This is a genomic window from Microcystis sp. LEGE 08355 (assembly GCF_015207185.1).
GTDB classification, from domain to species: domain Bacteria; phylum Cyanobacteriota; class Cyanobacteriia; order Cyanobacteriales; family Microcystaceae; genus Microcystis; species Microcystis panniformis.
The window spans coordinates 1-3027 of record NZ_JADEXI010000560.1; the positions used below are offsets into that span (position 1 = coordinate 1).

General features: G+C 45.4%; 3 protein-coding genes and 1 pseudogene. 2 read left to right on the forward strand and 2 right to left on the reverse strand.

Annotated elements, in window-relative coordinates:
- Both IQ242_RS21060 and cobO read left to right on the forward strand, forming a co-directional pair.
- Window positions 1-123 (forward strand): annotated as a pseudogene (locus tag IQ242_RS21060) (Uma2 family endonuclease); the annotation flags it as partial.
- Window positions 124-197: 74 nt separating this feature from the next.
- Window positions 198-803, forward strand: coding sequence for a cob(I)yrinic acid a,c-diamide adenosyltransferase (gene cobO, locus IQ242_RS21065; RefSeq protein WP_193961291.1), 606 nt, complete (start codon window positions 198-200; stop codon window positions 801-803).
- On the opposite strand, the gene IQ242_RS21070 is transcribed toward cobO, so the two are convergent.
- Together IQ242_RS21070 and map are read right to left on the reverse strand one after the other, a co-directional pair.
- Window positions 804-1985: an aldo/keto reductase gene (locus tag IQ242_RS21070; protein WP_193961292.1), complete on the reverse strand. Its 1182-nt coding sequence runs from the start codon at window positions 1983-1985 to the stop codon at window positions 804-806.
- Between the two features lie 136 nt (window positions 1986-2121).
- Window positions 2122-2886 (reverse strand): type I methionyl aminopeptidase, encoded by a 765-nt coding sequence (gene map, locus IQ242_RS21075; RefSeq protein ID WP_193961293.1) that lies wholly within the window; start codon window positions 2884-2886, stop codon window positions 2122-2124.
- Window positions 2887-3027: the final 141 nt, after the last annotated feature.

The window sequence follows — 3027 nt, forward strand, 5'->3', positions numbered from 1 at the left end:
GCAAAAGAACAGGCTCTTTTAGAAAAAGAACAGGCTCTTTTAGAAAAAGAACAAGAACGACAAGCTAAGGAAAAATTAGCGGCAAAATTACGAGAATTAGGCATCAATCCCCAGACAATTTAGCCAGCTAAAATCTGCAAACAGCGATCGATAACCCCTTGAGTTACAATTATCTTGATTTGACTGGATAGACCCGAATGCAACTCACTCCCGAACAATACAAAGAAAAAATGCAGCGCCGCAAGGCAATCCAAGAGGAACGTTTAGCCGAAAAAATTGCTGAAAAAGGTTTAATTATCGTTAATACTGGCGATGGTAAGGGAAAAACCACGGCAGCCCTCGGTATGGTTTTACGTTCCCTCGGTCATGGTTACAAAGTGGCGGTGGTACAATTCATCAAAGGTGCTTGGGAACCTGCCGAACAAAAGATTTTTAGTGTTTGGGGGGAACAAATCGAGTTTTATGCTATGGGGGAAGGTTTCACCTGGGAAACTCAAGATAGAGAAAGAGATATAGAGAAAGCCCAAGAAGCATGGCAAAAAGCCCTAACTTTTCTCGAAAATCCCCAATATAAATTAATTTTACTCGATGAGATCAATATCGCCCTTAAATTCGGTTATCTGGATATTCAGGAAGTTATCGCTGGTTTAGCCCGAAAACCCTCTAATTGTCACGTTATTCTCACTGGTAGAGGAGCTTTACCCGAATTAATCGAGATAGCGGATTTAGTCACGGAAATGAAGTTAATTAAACATCCCTTTCGTCAACAGGGAGTGAAAGCGCAACCCGGCATCGAATTTTAATTAACTACTGCTTAAGCGTTGTACCGTCTCTCCCGACAATAATCGATGAGTTTCGGCGAGAAGATAAGGAATTTTATCAGCGTGGGGACTAGCGGCTAAACAGGCAGTTAAATCGAGTTTTTCCACCTCTTTTGCCTGTTGACCCGGGAACCAATGACCCCCATTCCCCAAGAGATTGTATCTGGCCTTGGCAAAGTCGATCATATCGTAGGCGATAGCGAGATTGCGTAACCAGAGGATAGAACGAATATTGATGTGATTGGGGGTATTTTCCCAGCTAGGTAAACCCAAAGACCAAGTTTTTACCCAATTATCGCCTAAACAGTTGATCATCTCTCCTTGCAATCTCTCGATAATTGCTGGTAAAATCTCCTCGGCTCGATCGAGTAAGGGTAAAGTTTTCAGGTGTTCATCAAAATCTCTGGCTCGCGCTGCACCGATACTCAGGGTATGAACGGCCGGATGACTGAGACAGAATAGGTCATTAAAAACCATCGGACTGAGAGGAGAACAGAGAGCGACGAGCTTAGGGGGAGGATTGTAGAGATGGCCGCCCTTATCGGAGGGACTAATGATAAAAACCCCCATATCGTGCTGTTTTGCCGCTTCTATGGCCGGCCAGTTATTCTGAAAAATATAGTACCAGTGCAGATTGAGGTAATCGTAACAATTTGTTGCAATAGTCTTGACAATTACATCAGTTGGTGCATGGGTGGAGAAACCGATAAAACGAACTTTTCCCTGTTGCTGTAATTTTTTCGCCTCTTGCCAACAACCGCCCTCGGCCATAGTGTCATCGAGAATTTCAGCCGTGTTGATGCCATGGATACCCAACAAATCCACATAATCTAACCGTAAAAATTGCAGGGATTGCTCAAATTTACGGCGAAATTCCCGCACATCTTGACTAGGAGAAACTTTCGTCTGCACGATAATCTTATCCCTCGGTAGTTGCGGCAAAATTTTGCCCAATTGCATCTCGGAAGTGCCGTAACCCCTAGCGGTTTCGATGTGATTAATCCCCACTTCCAGAGATTTATTAATGATTGCCTCTAAATTGCCTTGATTCTCGTCGGGAATTTGCGACATTGGCAAATCCTGCCACTGAAATTGATAGCGCATTCCCCCACAGGAAAACACCGGCATTTGTAGATTAGTGCGACCGAAACGACGATACTGCATATATTCAGTTATCAGTGAACAGTTATCAGTTATCAGTGGGGAGACCACTTCGTGCGCGTTGCGGGGGGTTTTGGGGTATTAGTTGAAACTTCCCTATTTCCCCATTCTCCCATTCCCTGTTCCCTGTTCCCTAAATTTAATCGGGTAAAGTGAGAATTTCGACACCGGTTTCGGTGACGGCGATGGTGTGTTCAAATTGGGCCGAAAGTTTACCATCTTTAGTAATAGCAGTCCAACCGTCTTTTAAGACAATATGTTGCCAAGTTCCCTCATTAATCATGGGTTCAATGGTGAATACCATGCCGGGGCGAATTGTTTTGCCTTTGCCGCGAATGCCGTAGTGGGGAACCTGCGGACCGGTGTGAAAAACATTACTGATACCATGACCGACAAAATCTCTAACCACTGAAAATCCCTCTCCTTCGGCGTATTCTTGGATAGCCGCGCCGATATCGCCGATTTTACCCCCCGGCTGCACCGCATCTATGCCTCTTTGCAGACATTCTCTGGTCACTTCCACTAACTTTTTGGCCAAGGGGGAGGGAGTACCGACAAAGAAAGTCTGGGAGGTATCGCCGTGATAACCTTCTAAAATCGGGGTGACATCGATGTTAATAATATCGCCGTCTTTGAGGATTTGATTGGCGCTGGGGATGCCGTGACAGATAACCTCGTTAATGCTAGTACAGATGGACTTAGGAAAGCCATGGTATCCTAGGGGCGCACTTTTGGCTCCATGGGCGCGAGTCCAACGTTCTGCCTCGTCATTGATTTCTAGGGTACTTACCCCCGGTTTAACCATATCGGCCAGATGGTCTAACAGTTTAGCCGCTAATCGTCCGGCTCGACGCATTTTTTCAATTTCCCGGGAAGAGAGTAAGGTGATGGTATCGTTGCCCATGAATTATCCGACTGTTAAGAAAGATTCTTGTTACATTTCTTATCCTAGCAAAATCGGGCAGCGTTATTGTTTAGGGGGTTGGGTTATAGGAGCGGGAAGTGGGGAAGTAGGGTGTGGGGAAGTGGGGAAGTGGGGAAGTGG